This window comes from Parvularcula sp. LCG005 (genome assembly GCF_032930845.1).
GTDB lineage: Bacteria > Pseudomonadota > Alphaproteobacteria > Caulobacterales > Parvularculaceae > Parvularcula.
The window spans coordinates 706,450-723,877 of the sequence record NZ_CP136758.1; the positions used below are offsets into that span (position 1 = coordinate 706,450).

Genomic DNA, 17,428 nt, shown 5'->3' on the forward strand with positions numbered 1-17,428 from the left:
GGATAACGCCCGTCTCAGCACTCGATTTGGACTCCACACCTGTTGCGGCGGAATCTAGGCCTCAGAAATGAAGAAAATGATTATGTGGCGAGCGTAATGTTAATCCGCTTTTAACCAACATTCGTAGGCGTATCGTCTTGGTAACCATCAAGTTGTCGCTGCCAGAGCGCAGCATAAAGACCGTTCTGTTCCAGAAGTCCCGTATGGGTGCCTTCTTCGATGACCCGGCCACTTTCCAGGACGACGATATGATCAGCATCGATGACCGTCGACAGACGGTGGGCGATGACGAGGGTCGTGCGGTTCTGGGACACGGTGCGCAGGGCGTCGAGAATACCGAACTCGGTCGCTGAATCGAGCGCCGATGTGGCTTCGTCGAGGATCAGGATCGGCGGGTCTTTCAGGATCGTGCGCGCAATGGCCACACGCTGTTTCTCGCCGCCGGACAGTTTCAGCCCCCGTTCCCCAACCATGGTGTCATAGCCGCGGGGCAGGCCCGTGATGAACTCATGGATCTGCGCCAGCCGGGCGGCCTCTTCGATCTCGGCCTGCGTCACACCGGGGCGGCCATAGCCAATATTGTAGCCGATCGTGTCGTTGAAGAGCACCGTGTCCTGGGGGACCATGCCGATGGCATGACGCAAGGATGCTTGGCTGACGGTGCTGATATCCTGGCCATCGATCAGGATCCGGCCGGACCAAGCGTCATAGAAGCGGTAGGCCAGTCGGCCGATGGTCGATTTGCCGGCACCGGACGGGCCCACAAAGGCAATCTTTCGGCCCGGCGCCGCGGTAAAGCTGATGCCGTGAAGGATCTCGCGATCCTCGTCATAGCCGAACCGGACGTCCTCGAACCGGACCTCACCACCATCCACGCGCAAGGCGGCGGCGTCGGGCACGTCGTCCACTTCTGTGCCGCGTTCCAGGAGGGCAAACATCTTTTCCATGTCGACCAGCGCCTGCTTGATCTCCCGATAGGCGAACCCGAGAATGTTCAGCGGCTGATACAGCTGCATCATGATCAGGCTGACCCCGGTGATCTCGCCGATCCCGAGACGGCCATTGGCGACGCCAATGGCGGTCAGGAGGAGGGCGGCGGCCAGGCCGATATTGATGACAACGGACTGGCCGATATTCAGCACCGCCAGTGAGTTCTGGGATTTGATGGCGGCACGCTGATAGTCGACGAGGGCCTCATCATAGCGGCCCGCCTCATACTCTTCATTGCCGAAATATTTGACGGTCTCGTAATTGAGGAGAGCGTCCACGGCGCGGGTGTTGGCCAGCTGGTCTTTCTCGTTCATCTCCCGACGAAACTGCAGGCGCCATTCGGTCGATGCGATCGTGAACCAGAAATAGACCACGAGGGTCACCACAACGATCACCACCAGCCAGCCTGAATAACGAAGGCCGAAGACAACCGCGATCAGCGCCAGCTGGATCAGCGTCGGGGCGATGTTGAACAGCAGGAACCGGAAAAGGAAATCGATCGACCGCACGCCCCGTTCGATCAGGCGATTGAGGCTGCCGGTCCGTCGCTCGAGATGGAAGCGTAGCGAGAGATCATTGACGTGCCGGAAGACGTCGAGCGCCACTTCACGCTGGGCGTTCTGGCCCACGGTCGAGAACAGAAATTCGCGCAATTGCGGCACGACGGAAGAGACCAGTCGAAGAAATCCGTAGCCGAGAATAAGGCCCAGCACGGCGGCGGTCAGACCCAGTGTCTCATCCTGCTCTGCCAGCCGGTTGATCGCGGCGGCGAGCGCAAAAGGCGTGGCGACCGTGATGACCTGGCCGATCAGAATGACCGAGAACGACGCAATAATGCGTTTCTTGAACCCCGGATGCCGGTCGTTCCAAAGGTAGGGGATAAGTTTGCGGACGGCGCCCAGCTGCTCTCGCAGCGTGGTCTCGGGGGCGTCGTTGGGCTGCGCTGTGCGGGTGGGTCCGGGTCTGGGCATGTGTGCCATCAGATAGCGGGTTTCCCCGCAATTGCGAGCCCCCTCAAAACGGCCGGATCAGGACCCCGCCAGCGGCACCACCGTGGAAGCGTTGAGCGTTACGCCATCTTCGAGCCCGAACGCATTGAACATGGACAATGTATAGGTGAGCTTGATCCGCGTGTACGGCACGGGGGTCGTGCCATTTTCCATATCGATTGTCAGATTGTCCGCGAGCAGAAGGCTGTTATCCGCCTTGTCCATGATAACCGTCCGCGTGCCAGCTTCATCCGTATTGTCAAAGAGCAAATGGCGGGCGCCGGCCTCGAGGCAGTTCTGCATGGCCGCGTAGCTGAAAATCGCAACGCCGCCTTGGAAGAGCGCAAAGATGGCGGCGATGAACACAGGGGCGATGATCGCGAATTCGACCGCAGATGCACCGTCGCTGCGACGCCAAAACCCTCTGGATCGTCTGGTCTTGATCATGGCTGGTAGCCGGTCAGGACTTCAAACTGGGACTGGAACGTCATATCGCGACCTAGCACGCCAACATCGGCGCGTTCTGTCACGATCGCACTCAGATAGACCTCCTGCGTTGCCGAACAATAGGTCGTACAGCTCTGTTTGGTCCCGTTGCAGCGGCAGAACCGTTCGGTGGTGATGTCGGCAGGTACGCTGCCAAGGCTGAACCGGATCACGGCTTCAACATCGGCCGCCGTGGCGCCATCGCGTGTCATCGCATATTGCATGCCGGTCGCCACATCAGCCTGCAATGCCAGTCGTGAATTGAGCTGGAAGCCGATCCACGATCCGCCCACCAGAACCATGACAAGGACCGGGCTGATGATCGCGAACTCGATGGCTGCGGTGCCCGTCGTTGTTCGATGAAATTTTTTCAGGAGACGGATCATGGCGTTCCCTTCGTCAACTGGACAAAGGTGCCGCTGGTACTGCTGGAGCCGCCACTGCCGCCGCCACCGCTGCAGTCAATGTCGATGACACCGCCACCGCGAATATCAAGCTTGTCAGCAATGATCCGTGTGCACCTGTTCAGGCTGGCGGAAGGGCCGTTTTCCATCTGCACCATCTGGTGGGGGAAATAGATGGCCCCCTCCACATTGCCGAGGGCACCGATAATGCGAACGGTACCGGACGTCTTGGAGGGGTCGCCCATCAGCGCCATGCCGGCGGTGGGGCCGGTCGTGGGGGCTGTCAGGTCGAAGGTCACGCTTTGCGCCACATCGAGGGTGCGGCTCGGGTCAAACATCAGGGTCACGCCCGCGCCATTGATGGCGCCACCGTTCGTCGCCCGAAATCCATTCGTGAAATAGTAAACGCCCGGTTCGAATGTTGTCGCGCCGGCAATCTCCACCTGTTTGCAGTATTTGCCCGGACGGAGGACCGAACCGCCGGGCATGCCGGGTCCGTACCTTCCCTGTGAGATCGAAGCGTCCTCGCACGTGCCGGTGTCCGGCACATCCGGATCACCCCAGAACGGCGACCCTGCAAAATAGTCCGCTGACACCTCATTCTTGGGCGAGGAGCAGTCGTTCATCGTATAACTGGCGCCCCCATTCGTGCCGATCGTGCCCGGTGTGGCGACGCAGTCGACGTCGAGATGCGTGGTGCCTTCAAGCCAGACGGCATCGTTTGCTGTCGAGTTCGTTGCGATGTCGCACGACGTCGCCGACATCTGAACGCCTGCCGCATAGACGATCGCGCGCTGTGACGATGTGTTCAGCGCTAACATGCAGGGGCCGAGAGAAGCGGTGGCTGCACCCGGCGGCGCAAACGCCCATGAACGGGCGCGGACCGTCATCGTCGTGTCCGTCGTGAACACCCTCGACAACTGAATGGGAACTTCCTGGCTGATGACGACCATGGCGGAATCTGCGCCCAGGGACGGGTCGGATGCGGGGATCGTGATGGTGATACCGCTGGCGTCACCAGTATAGCCGGAGGCCTGGGCCTGGGCGACGCCGATCGCTTTTGCGGCGGTGACGTCGCTTGTCTGTTTGTAGGCCGCAACGGCGCTATAGGCCGCAGCGTCGGCGGCCATCTGCACCTGTTTCTTCTCGCTGAACCAGAATCCAGCTTCGGTGGAAAGCGCCGCAACCATGAGCAGGCAGGGGAGTATCAGGGCAAATAGCATGGCTACGTTGCCGTCTTCCCTCAACCTGAACTGGCGCATACTCACATTCACAGCCAATTGTACTCACACTTTCAAGCCGGTTTAGCGTCAATGTATGAGACAAGTGTAAGTGCGCGGTAAATGTTGGCGCCGATATGTTGAATCGAACGACAGTGTCGGAGTTCAAGAACGGCGGGACTTATAGGCAACGTCGTTAATCAACACTGAATATTCACGGCAGCATTGAAGCGTTACGTCTTGTCGATCACATCCCGTGGCAGACCTTCTGCCACTACCCGGCCTTGATCGATGACAATCGCGTGATCTGCGTCGGTGATGGTCTGAAGCCGGTGGGTGACAATTATAATCGTCTTGCCGGCCAGATCCTGCTCAAGGTTTCGACGGATGAGCGCCTCCAGTTCCTGATCGAGGGCGCTGGTGGCTTCATCAAGAATGAGAATGTCGGGTTCTGTCAGGAGGGCGCGGGCCAGTCCGATCCGCTGACGCTGGCCGCCCGACAGGTTGGCGCCTGAAGGACCGATCCAGTGGCGAAGCCCGTCTTCCAGACGGTCGATAACCGGCTTGACGCCCGCAATGTCGATCGCGCGCTTCATCTGCTCGTCAGTGGCATCAAGGCGAGACATGCGAATATTGGCCTCAACGGAGCTGTCAATCAGATCAACATCCTGTCCGGCGATAGCGACCCGTGACAGCCAGCTGCTGCGCTCAATGTCATCGATGGGCACGCCGTCAATATCGATCCCCCCTGTCTGGGGGCGATCAAGGCGGACCAGCATGTTCAGAAGCGTCGATTTACCAGCGCCGCTCTTGCCGATAATGGCCGTCGTTTTACCGGCGGGGATTTCAAAGCTCACCGCGTCGAGGGCCGGCGTCTGATTGTCCCCATAGTGAAAGGTGACGTCGCGAAAGCAGATATGGCGCTTCAGCCCACTGAATGCCTGTTCGCCTTGAGGCGGATAGGACTTGTCGGCGCGATGCAGGGTGTCGAGCACCGACTTCAATTGCGCTTCCAGTCCCGCAAAACTCAACACTGCGCCCTGCGCCGCGTAGAGAGGCGTCTGCAGGCGAAAGAGCAGGGCGACCGCTGTCAGTGTCGTTGCGAAGGGGATCGCCTGTCCTTGGGACACCGCCACGATCACGGCGAGCACGATGATATAGCCGACCTCAGACAACGGACCGATACTGGCCGACAATTGCGCTAGGCGAATGGCGTTCTTGCGCGCACGGGCCGTCGTCTTCTGGAACCGCGTCGTCATGAACCGTTCCTGGCCAAACGCCCTGATAACCCGCATGCCCTGCAAAGCCGTCAGCGTGCGTGCCGCCATCTCTTCGTTGATTTGGGTCACGTCCCGGCCAAGGCGGCGGGCCGGGATGGTCAGAAGTTCGACGGCCACCATCAGGATCGCGACGCCTACAATGGCGATCAGGGTAATCTGCCATGACACAAGAAACAGCACGGCCGTCATCACTACAATTGCCGTCGCATTGATCAGAAACGTGCTGACATGATTATAGGCGGCGGGGACGGACCAGCTCTCGGTCGCAATGACCTTCAGCATCTCACCTTCCTTGCGCTGCCGGATATAGTCGTAGTCGACATCGAGATATTGCTGGTGCAGCCGGTTTTGCACGTTCTCACCCAGCCGATTGCTGACCCACGCCGACAGGAGAGCAAAGGCGATGGAGACCACAAGCTTGATGAAGATGGCAAACAGAACCGCAATCATCAGCATGCCGGGATCCTGCAGGACCGATGTGACACTATTCAGCGCCGATCCGATGCCGCCGCCAAATTCTGTTGCCTCAAGCCCACGGCCCATCAGCGCGTACAGGAGGAAGATGATAAGGGTGACCCCGGCGGTTTCGGCCAACGATGAGATCAGACCAAAGACGATCAGCACCGGCAGCGTCCAGGCGAATGGCCGCATGATGCCGATCGCCTCCCTGATCTGTGCCGTCGACAGTCTGCGCGCGCCGCCTATGCTCATCGGACTTCCTTCATGACGTCGACCGGCGTGGTGCGGAGAACCGTTTGCCGCGATATCTGGCCATCGGTCCTCGACCCTTCCGCTGGCGTAACTCGCTTAAAAACGTCCGTGTAAAAAGGGCCAGGGCGCGTGGGCCTCGGGCCCGTGAATAGCGTGCCAGCATGATAACGGCTTTCCAGCGGCCTGAGAAGGCGGCCTTCGCAGCCAGCCAGGCGGTCAGATAGGTGACGCCCTCCATGGTCTGACGATGCATCGCCGGATATTTGTTCACCACCTCATCCTTCACGAGGTGATAGGACCTGATCATCTGCAGCACGTCGCCAGACATGGTCTGGGGCAGCTCCCGGTAGCCCAAGAGGGGTTCGGGAATCACGTACAGGTCATAATGCTCGGCAATCCGGAAATAGAGCAGGTAATCCTCACAGCCCTGAGCGCTCTGATCGCGCAGCTCAAAGCTATAGCCGCCGGCTTCCACCATTGCCGCACGACGCATGAGGGCGGAACTGCCATTGCCAACAATATTGCCAAAGGCGAACTCTTGCAGCGTCACTGCGGTCGTGGGTGATCCCCGCCCACGACCCGACAGGCAGATGCTGTTTTCGTCAATGACCAGATAGTCCGTGAACGCAAGGCCACAGCGTGGGCCTCTGTCTGACATCACCTGCACTTGCTGTTCAATCTTTGTCGCCGCCCACAGATCGTCCGCGTCAACTGGGGCAATCAGGGTTCCGTGACTGGCGGCAATACCGTAATTCCGGGCGCGCGCGACGCCGCCATTAGGCTGGGAGAGCACGGTAATTCGCGAATCAAGCGCTGCGTATCGTTCTGCGACACGCTGCGTCTCGTCTCGCGAACCGTCATTGACGATGATGACTTCCAGATTTTTGTAAGTCTGTAGACAGACGGAATCGAGCGTTTCTTCCAGCGTCTTTTCTGCATTATAGGCGGGAATGACCACAGAGATGAGTGGGGACGATGTGGTATCCAGTGCCGGCCGCTCAATGAACGTCGAACCGTCCAGTCTGATGAAGGCATCGGTAGCCACGAGAGCGCGGGTGAAATCGTTTGTGCCGCGGATATAAAGTACATCGAAAGTTATGCCGTTGGCTTCGGTCGCCGTCTTGCTCAGTATACCAGTGACATTCTCGGCAAAGGCTCTCGGCGGTGTATCCGGATCAATATCAATGAGTAGTCCGGTATGGATACCGGCAGAAGCAGCGGCGGCGCCGATGCGCAGGTCCGTGCCATTGGCGATCAGGATCGCGCAAGACGGGGGCAGGTTGTCGATCTGCCGTAAAAGAATGTCAGTATCACCGCTTTGAAAATCGTCGAAACAGAAGGCAACTTGCCCGGCAAAAAGTGGGTCCCCAAAGGGGCCGAACCGCATCGCCCGCATTTCTGACCAATGGTCCAGGACGTCCTTGGCGGTCATCTGCGGGCCATATCGGAAGATTGGGACCTCTTCGATCAGGGAGGTTGTCTGACCGTCGGGTTTGACGAGCGCGCGGGCCAGAGTCTCCAGCTGCCGATGAAAGTTGGCGACGTTCTCTAAGGGCGGAATATGCGGTGGCGAAGTGAGGCGGGGAACGGCCTCTGTCTGCCAGCGACCGTCCGTCAGCTCGTGATGCAGGTAAACACGATCGATGGCGTCCGGCAGAGATGCCCAGTCAGGGCCTGTGCCAGCTGCCTCATGGCGTTGCGCCGACCGCGAAAGGGAGATGTCCTGCTCCGGCGGACATGCGCCTAATACTATGTCTTCGACCTGTGTGAGAAGGCCGAGGCCGCCGAGCTGATCGTGCGGACCAGTCAGTGTGCGGCAGAGGGCGGGTAGATGCTCATCTGTCCACATCTCTAGACCGTCAAGGTCTGTGGGTGGCACCTGTGCGCCTGCGACAAGTCCGTCGAAAACACTTTTAGCAAGATGGCGGTGGGGAACGACCGGCGGCTCATCTCGGCTTGCGAGCAGAGCGCGCCAGTCCGCCCCTGCGGCAAGGGCGGTGGCACTGTACCACGCCGCAAGATAGGCTTTGGCGGCTGATGCGTTCTCCGGCGGGGCATAGCGGTCAACGATGCCGTACGCACCGTCAAGCATGGCGCCAAAATCCCGGGACATGGAGAAAGGAGACTGCCGATAGAAGGACAAAGGTGCATCGACGCCCGCAAACCGGGCGCCACCCTCTGCCAGACGGATCCAGGCATCCCAGTCTTCGCACTGGCGCAGGGCTTCGTCGAACCCACCGAGGGCATCGAACGAGGATCGGGAGACGATGACCGCACTGGCTGAGAGGGGATTGCGCGAATAGAGAACAGATAGCGGCGCGAGGGGCAGCAGGTCTTCAAAATGATAGGACAGAAAACGTCCGTTCACATCAGTCTTGTTAAATCCGCTATAAATGACATCCGCATTCTCGACCCGAAGCATGTCGGCGAGATAGGTGGGGGCGAGCCAGTCGTCCGCATCAAGAAAGCCGATATAGGGCGCGCGTCCTTTTGATGCGGCCTCATTGCGAGCAGCGCTCAGCCCGTTCGGGCCGCTGCGCCGGAACACGCTGAACCGACTGTCCTGCGCAGCAAAGCGTTCGGCGATCGCAAAGGTGCCGTCGGTAGAGCCATCATCAGCAATGATGGCTTCCCACGCCGCCTCGGTCTGGTCGACCAGCGATTGTAGTGCCTGTTCGAGATACAGATCCGCATTGCGTGCCGGTATGGCAAAGCTGACCTTCGGTTGCACAGGCATCAACATTCGTCCGGACGCGGCGCGTTTCGGTAAAACTTCCAGCCGTCAATACATCCCAGCACCTGTTCCTTCAGGTAACGGGACGGCTCGTCTTCGCGCCGCTTGCGCAGCGTTTCGCGGAGATAGTGAATCGGCAGGGACAGGTACAGGCGCCGCAGATTCGCCCGCCGCCCTGATCTTTCGTTCTGGACCAGCAGCGCCGCGACATGCCCGCTCATATAGGCGCGCAATTGTTTGCGCAGGCCTTCTTCCGCCCGCCGATGATAATGAAAAGCGACGGAGGTCGGCGTGTAGCGACAGGTCCCGCCGGCATGCAGGATGCGGTGCCACATCTCTGAGTCACCGGAACACCCGGCGGCACCAACGTCAAGCCGTTCATCGAAGAAGCCGATTTTGTCGAAGATGGCGCGCCGGAAGGCCATGCTTGCACCAGCGCCGACATCCCAGGCCGGAATGCCGAAACGATCATGACGCTGTACAAATTCAGGACCAAAATCGATTTTTGAAAACCCGCGGCCAAACCCCCACTGCCGCTCAAAATGCAGTTGCGCAGGGGTGACGAGCTCTGCTGGCAGGACGAGACCCGTTGTGCCCCATATATCGTCTGTGTCCATCGCCCCGGTCAGTCGGCGCAGCCAGTTCGGTGTTAGAATGACGTCATCATCCGTATAGGCAACAAAGTCGCCGGTAGCTGATTTCGCGCCGGTATTGCGGGCAATATCTAGGCCCGGCCGATCCTCGCGAACGTACCGGACGCCGGCCGCCTGGGCGACCTGCCGCGTTTCATCAGTGACAGAAGCATTGTCGACGACAATAATTTCATCAGGCACGAGGGTTTGCTGAGGCAGGGAGGCGAGACAGCGCGCCAGCTCATCCGGCCGATCACGGGTGCAGATGACCACGCTGACGCTGCCTTGCGGATCCGGCGGCAGTGTTTCGGGCGTCCCGAATTGGTCCGGTACCTGTTCATCGTAGTATGCCTGCGCCACGGGTACATCGCCGTCCCAGTACACGGTCAGGCGGGCATTGGTGGCGAGATGATCAGCGCGATCACGAATGTCGACGTGATCCACGCCGATGCTCTCATGCTGCAGAAAAGAAATCACGATGGGTGCCTCAACAACAGACTTGTCCAAGCGGCATCATCATCGGCCGACACCGCCGGCATTGTTTGAATCGGCGCCGGTGGACAGAAGATCCTCGAAATACGCGATGGTCGACTGCAGGCCTTCCCGAAGTTGAACCGTCGGCTCCCACCCCAGTTTCTGGCGCGCCAGCGTGATGTCGGGGCAGCGCTGTGTTGGATCGTCGACGGGACGCGGCTGCTCGATGATCTTCGACGAGGACCCTGTCAGCTCAATGACCAGATTGGCGAGCTGGCGGATCGTAAATTCATTGGGATTGCCAATATTCACCGGGCCGGTGAAGTCATCCCCGGTTGCCATCATGGCCATCAGCCCACGGACCAGGTCGTCGCGATAACAGAAGGATCGCGACTGCTCACCGCTGCCGTGGATCGTCAGATCCTTGCCTTTGAGGGCTTGGACGATGAAATTCGATACCACCCGGCCATCACCTGGATGCATGCGCGGGCCATAAGTGTTGAAAATCCGGACAACCTTGATCCGGACCTTGTGCTGACGATGATAGTCGAAACACAGCGTTTCGGCGCAACGTTTGCCCTCATCATAGCAGGCCCGCGGTCCGGTGGTGCTCACCGCGCCGCGATAGCTTTCCGGCTGCGGATGAATTTCAGGATCGCCATAAATTTCAGACGTCGACGCCTGAAGGACCTTCGCCTTCAGTCTTTTGGCCAGCCCCAGCATGTTGATCATGCCCATGACGCTCGTCTTGGTCGTCTGGACAGGGTCGAACTGGTAGTGAATCGGTGAGGCGGGGCAGGCGAGATTATAGATCTCATCGACCTCAATATAGAGCGGATTGCTGACGTCATGCCGCAACAGCTCGAACCGCTTATTGTCGAGCAGATGAAAGACGTTGGACCGCGACCCCGTGAAGAAGTTGTCGACGCAAAGGACGTCATGACCCTGGTCCAGCAACTGACCACATAGATATGAGCCCAAAAAGCCCGCGCCGCCCGTGACCAGGACCCGTTTCGTTTGTACCACTGTGTTATCCCCCAGCGCAGACAGTCTTGCGCCCTTTCGCTACCCACCCAGTGCAATATCTGTTCCAGACTATTCGGTGCGGATAACTGCCAAACGCTGCCTTCAGCGCGCGATTTCGTCAACTGTCATTGCGGGAAGAAAAAATTTCAAAGTGCTCCATGTCTAAGTACAGGATTTGCATAGCCCCTTGAGATGATAAGCTTTTTGGCAATGCAAGTTGAGCCTGTTTCATTTTGCGCTTTGCAACAAGCTGGGTTTATGCAAGCGTTGTTGTTCTGTTGGGGGTGAGATGCCGGAGATTGAAGCGGCGCAGAGCGGGGAAATTGACCGGCAGGGCGTCGCGTGCCCGACGATTGCCGTCTGCATGCCTGCCTATAATGCCGAGCACCTCTTGTCTCGATCCCTGGGGGCTATCGGCAAGTCGACCCGCCTGCCAGATGAAATCATTATTTTCGATGATGCGTCGACAGACAGAACGGCTGTCGTCGCTGTCGAGTTGGGCGCCCGTGTGATCAAGGGCGAGGCTAATGCCGGTCCGGGGGCCGGGCGCAATCTGCTCGCAACGGAGACCGACGCCGATTTCCTGCTGTTTGTCGATGCGGACGTTGTGATCGATCCCGGCGCGATCGAACGGCTTGAGGCGGTGCTGGTCTCGCGGCCCGATGTGGCGGCGACATTCGGTGCCTACAACGATCGGCCACATCATAGCGGCGCAGCGTCAATGTACGCTAATCTGCGTCATCACTTCATTCACCGCCAGAATGCGGGTGAGTGCCGTACTTTCTGGTCGGGGCTGGGGATGATCCGGCGTGATGTCTTCTGTCATTTCGGCGGCTATGACAGCCACCGTTTCGCAGGCCCCAGTATCGAGGATGTGGACCTTGGTGCGCGCATGACGGCGCAGGGGCAAAAGATCATTCTCGAGCCGCGGGCGCAGGGCGCTCATCTGAAGAAATGGACACTGAAGGGCCTCTGGCGGTCAGACATATTTGACCGTGCGTTGCCATGGGCGCGTCTGATCCGGGCAGACATGATGCCGGTCGGGCAGCTGAATGGCGGCGGCATGGAACAGCTGCGCGCGCTCCTCGCCTATGGCATCCTGGGCGCCTTCGCATTGACTCTGATCAGCGCCGTTCCGTTCTGGTCGGTGGGACTGGTGGGCGCCGCCTACGTGCTGGCCAACGCGCCGTTTTTCATGCTTCTGCTCGACCGCAGCGGCATCCGGCGGACGCTGATTGGTATGTTTCTGCATTGGGTCTACCACCTTTATGCCAGTGCCATCATCGGCAGTGCACTGATCGCCAGGCTTTCATCAAAAATCTGGCAGAGCATCTTTTCCAGCAAACAGAAGTCGAGATCCTCCCTGTGAAGATATTGGTGACGGGCAGTGAAGGCCTCGTGGGTGTCGGCCTTGTCAGGGCGCTGGCGCGCCTCGGGCACGATGTTGTGGCCTATGACGTCCTGCGCACCCCGGCTGAAGATATCCGCGACGCCGCGGCGGTAGCGCGAGCCGTTGATGGGGTCGATGGTATTGTCCATCTGGCGGCGCTGTCGCGCGTCGGATGGGGGGAGAGCCATTCGGCCCTGACGGATGAAGTCAATATCGGCGGGACGGAGGTGCTGGTTGACGCTGCCGCCCGCTCGCCAAAAGCGCCGTTCTTCCTGTTTGTCAGTTCACGGGAAGTCTACGGCAATCCGGACACGCTGCCAGTGACAGAAGGCATGCCGATCGCGCCTCTCAACACCTATGGTCGAAGCAAGGCGGAGGGGGAGCGGCTGGTTCAGGCTGCCGCCGCGTCTGGCCTGCGAACGGCCATCATTCGTTTGTCCAATGTCTATGGCAATCGGGCAGACCATCCTGACCGAGCCGTACCATCGCTTCTATGGCGCGCCCTTCAGCATACGGATCTGACAATCACCGGGGCCGAGACATTTTTTGATTTTGTGCATGTTGATGATTGCGTTGATGGGCTCGTAAAGGCGGTTGATGCCCTGTCGGCAGGGCGCCATGACCTGCCCCCCGTGCACCTTACCACGGGTGTGCTGACCAGTCTTGGTCAGCTTGCCACGCTGGTCTGCGAACGCACAGCGTCTCGGTCTGTTGTGCATGTGGTGCCGGCGCGGGTGTTCGATGTGGAGGGGTTTGTCGGAGACCCGGCAAGGGCCCGCGACGTCTATGACTGGCAACCTACTATCGATTTGGCAACGGGCGTCGACATGCTGGCGACACTGATGCGCGAAGAGGGCCCACCGCCGCCGATCACGGTGCCGCTGTCGCTGCCGCTCCTTTCTGACCTGTCGGACGACGTCTGATCGTGGTTGCGCCTTTGGTCTCGGTCGTCATCCCGACATACAATGCGGCTTGGAGCATTGGCCGGACATTGGACTCCATTCTCGCCCAGCGTTTCAAAGCGTTTGAGATCATCCTCGTCGATGACGGGTCTACGGATGACCTTAAAGATCGCCTTCTGGCCTATGCTGACGAGCCCCGCTTGAGGGTCGTGCGACAGGCCAATGGCGGGCTGGCCAATGCGCGCAACAGAGGCATTTCAGAGGCCAGCGCGCCGCTGGTTGCGCCGATCGATGCCGACGATGTCTGGCATCCGGACTTTCTTGAGCTGGCGGTTGCGGCGCTCGACGCCGAGCCCGACGCGCCATTTGCGTTCGCCGCCAGCTTCCGGATGGATGAGACGGACCGCATCTTGAGCTACAATGAGAGGCCGCACACGCTGCGTCACGATCTTGTCGGCATGATCTGGCGCAACCTTGTGGGCAATGGCAGTGCGGCTGTCTATCGGCGGGTACTGGTCCAGGAAGCGGGCGGCTTTGACGAAACCATGCGATCGCGTGACCTTCAGGGGGCGGAAGACTACAAACTGATCCTTGCTCTGGCCGCCAAGGGCACGCCGGTCTTCATCCCGCGCTCGCTTGTCGGCTATCGCTACGTTCGCAAGGGCATGTCGCAGGGCAATCCCGCGCGGCAATTACGTGCCGTTCTGGCGGTGATGGACGAAATGCAGGACCGTCATCCAGAAGTGGCGAGGCGGCACTGGCGGGATGGTCGGGCGCTGATGCAAGCCATATACGGCGTCAGCTTTCTTCGCGCCAAACATTGGGGTCTTGGCCTCAGAACGCTGGTGTCTGCCTATGTCGGGCATCCGCTCTTCCTGCTCAATCCGTCCGCGCAAGCGCTGCACCGGGAACATCTGGCGGGGTTTGGTCGCGCATCTTTGAGTATGGATGAGGTGATGACGCACCATGGTCGCTCCGCCTCGTCATCCGATGCTGGCCGCACAGGCACAACCCTGCAGCAAGGGGAGGGTCGGCTTCATGACGGCTGACTGGCTTAAGACCATCAGGACAGGAATAGAGAAGGGCGGCTGGCCTGTCGGGCTCGCCATCGGTGTCGTACTGCTGCTGACATTTGCGCTTTTCTATGACGGTATCGGCCCGCGTGATGCCGAGCGTTACATTCTCGGCGCGCGTCAATGGCTCGACCACGGACTTTATCTTGGCGAGAACCATTGGCAGTTGCGCCACCCCTACGTCGTTCCCATGGCTGCAATTTTCGGTGTCTTCGGCGTCGGCAACCTGCAGGCCAGTCTGCCCAATCTGATCTATGCGGCGCTGTTGATCTGGGTGAGCTACCGGATGACCGCCACTCGGTTTGACCGGATAACGGCCTTTATTTTCGCGATCCTGCTCGCCACGTCGGCGGAGTTTGTCATCCTGGCGACTGAGGTGCGGGTCTTTGGCCCCGAGGTCTTTTTCGCTGTCGCCGGTCTCTGGGCCTTCGTCAAGGCGTCAAGCGTGCCGGACGGCGCGATGCGATCCTCCAGCAAATGGATGATTGTCAGTGCACTGGCCTGTTTTGGGTCATGGATGTGTCGGGAGAGCGCGGCCTATCTGCCCATGGCGATCGGTCTCCTGTCGCTGCTCGCGATTTTTCGGGCGCAGCGGATGCCCTGGCAGGCCCTGGCGGTATTTTGCGCGGCCTATTGGGGCTGTCTTGCGCTTGAAGCGCTGATCTACTGGTCGCTGACGGGCGATTTCCTGTTTCGTTATCGGACAGATGTTGGCCATGGCGGCGGCGCGCCAGGAACAGCGCCCCTAGAGGTTTCCGGCCCGATCTTCGGTTTCCTGTCCTATCCTGTAACGCGCCAGTTCACCGATCCGTCGACCACGCCGCTGCTTGTGTGCAGTCTCGTGCTTTTCAGCATTCTTGCGGTACGCCGGCGCCTCCCGTCGGCGATCCGGTCCTGGCCGGTGGCCGTGTTCGGCTTTGCATCGGTCATGGCCTTTGCGTTCAACGCCTATGCGCTGAGCCTTGAGTCCCCATTTTATCTGCCCATTTTTCCCTACACGGTCGTTCTGGTGGCGGCACTGTTGCTGCGCCATCTGGTTGGCCGGTATGGGCCGCGTCTTTTCGCAGTAGCGCTTGCGACTGTTCTCGTCCTCCAATGGGCGGGGGCCGATTTCCGCAAATACGGTGAATACGAAGATGCGCGGTTCATTGCGCAACTGGCTCGGGACACGGGCCGGCCCGTCTATACCGATGCCCTGACCATGAGCCGCGCGCGCAATCATCTTGAATACAAGGCGAAAACCGCTCCATTGGCGATGACCCATGTAGGGTGGATTGGCGAGATGAACCTCGAAGGCGATTGTGCGCTGGCTGTGATCACATCGGCACAGCGAGAAAGCGGCGCGTTACCGACCGATCTGTTCCTGCAGCACTTGGGGACTGCATCACCCCGGCCTCGGCGACTGACGCACCGATTGGCATACGGCGTTGACCAATGGCTGGGCCTGCCTGATCGAGTCAGCGATATCGTCGCGCCGCATGAGCTGGATATCTACGAAATTGAAGGGCCAGAGGGTCGATGCGACGGCGCAGAACTTGCACCGTTTCTGTCGCCGACGGGCGAGGGGGCCGATCTGTGACCATCACCGACCATTCCGATAACTCGGCATTGCATGCCGGGAGCCAGCCAGTTGCCGCGATTATAGGCGGCGGTCCGGCCGGGCTGACCGCGGCCTATTGCCTGCAGAAATACGGCGTCAATTTAAGGCCTGTCGTGTTTGAGGCGGATGCGCTGCCTGGCGGTATTTCCCGTACGGAGAGTTACAAGGGCTATCGTTTTGATATTGGGGGGCACCGCTTTTTCACCAAGGTCGACGAGGTCAACGCCCTTTGGCTGGAGGTTGGCGGTGACGACTTCATCTGGCGCGACCGGAAAAGTCGCATCTACTATCGCGGCAAGTTCTACGCATATCCACTGAAGCCGATAAATGCCCTGACGAATCTCGGACCCATCGAGGCGGTGAGGATTGTCCTGAGCTATATGCGATGGAAAATGTTTCCGTCCCGCGTGGAAGACAATTTTGAACAATGGGTCGTCAATAGATTTGGCCGCCGGCTGTTCGACCACTTCTTTGAGACGTACACGCAGAAAGTCTGGGGCATCCCCTGCAGCGAGATCCGCGCGGACTGGGCCGCGCAGCGCATCAAGAACCTGTCGCTCTTCAAGGCGGTGTGGAATGCCTTTACCGGCGCGAATGACACCACCAGCCTGATCGACCGCTTTCAGTATCCCCGGCTTGGACCCGGCATGATGTGGGAGGCGTTCACAGCTGCTGTTCGGACAGGCGGTGGCGAGGTCAATTTCAATACCGCCGTCCAGTCCCTGAAAATGACCGGGAATTGCGTGACGCAGATCACGATCAACGGCCCGACTGGCGAAGAAACGGTGTCTGTCGACGAGGTCATCTCGACAATGCCGCTGCGCCGCCTTGTCAATTGTATTGAGCCAAGCCCGCCGCAGGGCGTGATTGATGCGGCCGCCAAGCTGAAATATCGCGACTTCCTCATCGTCACGCTGATCCTCGATCATGAGGACCCGTTCGATGACAACTGGATCTACATCCACAGTCCGGATGTTAAAGTGGGACGCATACAGAACTTTCGCGCCTGGTCGCCAGAGATGGTGCCGGTAGAGAAAACAGCCAGCATCGGGATGGAATATTTCTGCAACGTCACGGACGAGATGTGGAACGAAAGCGATGAAAGCCTGATTGCCATGGCAACGCGGGAGCTGGGGCAGCTCGGTCTCGCTGATCCCGCCAGCGTCATTGACGGCACCGTTATTCGTCAGCCCAAGGCCTATCCAGTCTACGATACAGAATACAAGGATGCCTTGGGGGTCATCCGTGAATGGATTGACAGTGTTGAGAATCTGCAGACCGTTGGTCGCAACGGCATGCACCGCTACAACAACCAGGATCATTCCATGCTCACAGCCATGCTGGCGGCCCGGAACCTGACAGGCGAAGATCACGACCTTTGGACCGTGAATGTAGAGCGATCCTATCACGAAGAATTTCAGGTTGAGCCGAAAACCAAGCAGAAATCCTGAGCGGTTTATCTGATTGACCCTCCAGTGGCGCGTGTTAACCTCGTCTGTCTTACACTCTATGACGAG

The 17,428-nt window shown here is 59.4% G+C and carries 13 protein-coding genes; 5 read left to right on the plus strand and 8 right to left on the minus strand.

What is annotated here, in order from left to right; all coding sequences use genetic code 11:
- Positions 1-110 precede the first annotated feature (110 nt).
- The 8 genes from RUI03_RS03315 to RUI03_RS03350 form a co-directional block, all read right to left on the minus strand.
- Complete coding sequence (locus tag RUI03_RS03315) at positions 111-1,961, minus strand: ABC transporter ATP-binding protein/permease (RefSeq protein WP_317288869.1); 1,851 nt, start codon at positions 1,959-1,961, stop codon at positions 111-113.
- A gap of 57 nt (positions 1,962-2,018) precedes the next feature.
- Positions 2,019-2,426: a TadE/TadG family type IV pilus assembly protein gene (locus tag RUI03_RS03320; RefSeq protein ID WP_317288870.1), complete on the minus strand. Its 408-nt coding sequence runs from the start codon at positions 2,424-2,426 to the stop codon at positions 2,019-2,021.
- Entirely contained in the window at positions 2,423-2,851 is a 429-nt protein-coding gene (locus tag RUI03_RS03325; RefSeq protein ID WP_317288871.1) for a TadE/TadG family type IV pilus assembly protein, read from the minus strand. Before RUI03_RS03325 ends, RUI03_RS03320 begins: the two co-directional genes overlap by 4 nt.
- Complete coding sequence (locus tag RUI03_RS03330; protein WP_317288872.1) at positions 2,848-4,092, minus strand: pilus assembly protein TadG-related protein; 1,245 nt, start codon at positions 4,090-4,092, stop codon at positions 2,848-2,850. Before RUI03_RS03330 ends, RUI03_RS03325 begins: the two co-directional genes overlap by 4 nt.
- Positions 4,093-4,322: 230 nt before the next feature.
- A complete protein-coding gene (locus tag RUI03_RS03335) occupies positions 4,323-6,080 on the minus strand; it encodes an ABC transporter ATP-binding protein (protein ID WP_317288873.1) in 1,758 nt (585 codons plus the stop codon).
- 10 nt (positions 6,081-6,090) lie between these two features.
- A complete protein-coding gene (locus RUI03_RS03340) occupies positions 6,091-8,817 on the minus strand; it encodes a glycosyltransferase family 2 protein (protein ID WP_317288874.1) in 2,727 nt (908 codons plus the stop codon).
- The gene (locus tag RUI03_RS03345; RefSeq protein WP_317288875.1) at positions 8,817-9,953 is read right to left on the minus strand and encodes a glycosyltransferase family 2 protein; all 1,137 of its coding nucleotides are present in this window, start codon (positions 9,951-9,953) and stop codon (positions 8,817-8,819) included. The genes RUI03_RS03340 and RUI03_RS03345 overlap by 1 nt, the downstream gene beginning before the upstream one ends.
- 9 nt (positions 9,954-9,962) lie before the next feature.
- A complete protein-coding gene (locus RUI03_RS03350; RefSeq protein ID WP_317288876.1) occupies positions 9,963-10,946 on the minus strand; it encodes a UDP-glucuronic acid decarboxylase family protein in 984 nt (327 codons plus the stop codon).
- Between the two features lie 289 nt (positions 10,947-11,235).
- On the opposite strand from RUI03_RS03350, the gene RUI03_RS03355 reads away from it, so the two are divergent.
- The 5 genes from RUI03_RS03355 to RUI03_RS03375 are packed head-to-tail and all read left to right on the plus strand — an operon-like array spanning position 11,236 to position 17,362.
- Positions 11,236-12,315, plus strand: a complete 1,080-nt coding sequence (locus tag RUI03_RS03355; protein ID WP_317288877.1) for a glycosyltransferase family 2 protein — start codon at positions 11,236-11,238, stop codon at positions 12,313-12,315.
- Between the two features lie 8 nt (positions 12,316-12,323).
- Positions 12,324-13,259 carry an NAD(P)-dependent oxidoreductase gene (locus RUI03_RS03360; RefSeq protein ID WP_317288878.1) on the plus strand — a complete coding sequence of 312 codons (936 nt, stop codon included), beginning with the start codon at positions 12,324-12,326 and terminating at the stop codon, positions 13,257-13,259.
- A 2-nt stretch (positions 13,260-13,261) separates the two neighbouring features.
- The gene (locus tag RUI03_RS03365) at positions 13,262-14,287 is read left to right on the plus strand and encodes a glycosyltransferase family A protein (protein ID WP_317288879.1); all 1,026 of its coding nucleotides are present in this window, start codon (positions 13,262-13,264) and stop codon (positions 14,285-14,287) included.
- A complete protein-coding gene (locus RUI03_RS03370; RefSeq protein ID WP_317288880.1) occupies positions 14,277-15,890 on the plus strand; it encodes an ArnT family glycosyltransferase in 1,614 nt (537 codons plus the stop codon). The genes RUI03_RS03365 and RUI03_RS03370 overlap by 11 nt, the downstream gene beginning before the upstream one ends.
- Entirely contained in the window at positions 15,830-17,362 is a 1,533-nt protein-coding gene (locus RUI03_RS03375) for an NAD(P)/FAD-dependent oxidoreductase (RefSeq protein WP_410795891.1), read from the plus strand. Before RUI03_RS03370 ends, RUI03_RS03375 begins: the two co-directional genes overlap by 61 nt.
- The last annotated feature ends 66 nt before the right edge of the window (positions 17,363-17,428 follow it).

Coding starts and splice junctions, on each gene's coding strand:
- RUI03_RS03315 (WP_317288869.1), bottom strand. CDS start 1,961: ATGCCCAGACCCGGACCCACCCGCACAGCGCAGCCCAACGACGCCCCC.
- RUI03_RS03320 (WP_317288870.1), bottom strand. CDS start 2,426: ATGATCAAGACCAGACGATCCAGAGGGTTTTGGCGTCGCAGCGACGGT.
- RUI03_RS03325 (WP_317288871.1), bottom strand. CDS start 2,851: ATGATCCGTCTCCTGAAAAAATTTCATCGAACAACGACGGGCACCGCA.
- RUI03_RS03330 (WP_317288872.1), bottom strand. CDS start 4,092: ATGCTATTTGCCCTGATACTCCCCTGCCTGCTCATGGTTGCGGCGCTT.
- RUI03_RS03335 (WP_317288873.1), bottom strand. CDS start 6,080: ATGAGCATAGGCGGCGCGCGCAGACTGTCGACGGCACAGATCAGGGAG.
- RUI03_RS03340 (WP_317288874.1), bottom strand. CDS start 8,817: ATGCCTGTGCAACCGAAGGTCAGCTTTGCCATACCGGCACGCAATGCG.
- RUI03_RS03355 (WP_317288877.1), top strand. CDS start 11,236: ATGCCGGAGATTGAAGCGGCGCAGAGCGGGGAAATTGACCGGCAGGGC.
- RUI03_RS03370 (WP_317288880.1), top strand. CDS start 14,277: ATGACGGCTGACTGGCTTAAGACCATCAGGACAGGAATAGAGAAGGGC.
- RUI03_RS03375 (WP_410795891.1), top strand. CDS start 15,830: ATGCGACGGCGCAGAACTTGCACCGTTTCTGTCGCCGACGGGCGAGGG.